Source organism: Vibrio sp. 03_296, assembly GCF_002265885.1.
Window position 1 is genome coordinate 1 of sequence record NZ_NPKW01001235.1, and the last position, 557, is coordinate 557.

Annotated in this window: 1 rRNA gene; it reads right to left on the bottom strand. The window is 54.1% G+C overall.

The annotated features are described in order from the left end of the window. Positions 1 to 557, bottom strand: a 16S ribosomal RNA gene (locus CIK04_RS31235); the annotation flags it as partial.

The window sequence follows — 557 nt, forward strand, 5'->3', positions numbered from 1 at the left end:
CCTACTCGTAAGGGCCATGATGACTTGACGGTCGTCCCCACCTTCCTCCGGTTTATCACCGGCAGTCTCCCTGGAGTTCCCGACATTACTCGCTGGCAAACAAGGATAAGGGTTGCGCTCGTTGCGGGACTTAACCCAACATTTCACAACACGAGCTGACGACAGCCATGCAGCACCTGTCTCAGAGTTCCCGAAGGCACTCCAGCGTCTCCGCTAGATTCTCTGGATGTCAAGAGTAGGTAAGGTTCTTCGCGTTGCATCGAATTAAACCACATGCTCCACCGCTTGTGCGGGCCCCCGTCAATTCATTTGAGTTTTAATCTTGCGACCGTACTCCCCAGGCGGTCTACTTAACGCGTTAGCTCCGAAAGCCACGGCTCAAGGCCACAACCTCCAAGTAGACATCGTTTACAGCGTGGACTACCAGGGTATCTAAYCCTGTTTGCTCCCCACGCTTTCGCATCTGAGTGTCAGTATCTGTCCAGGGGGCCGCCTTCGCCACCGGTATTCCTTCAGATCTCTACGCATTTCACCGCTACACCTGAAATTCTACCCCC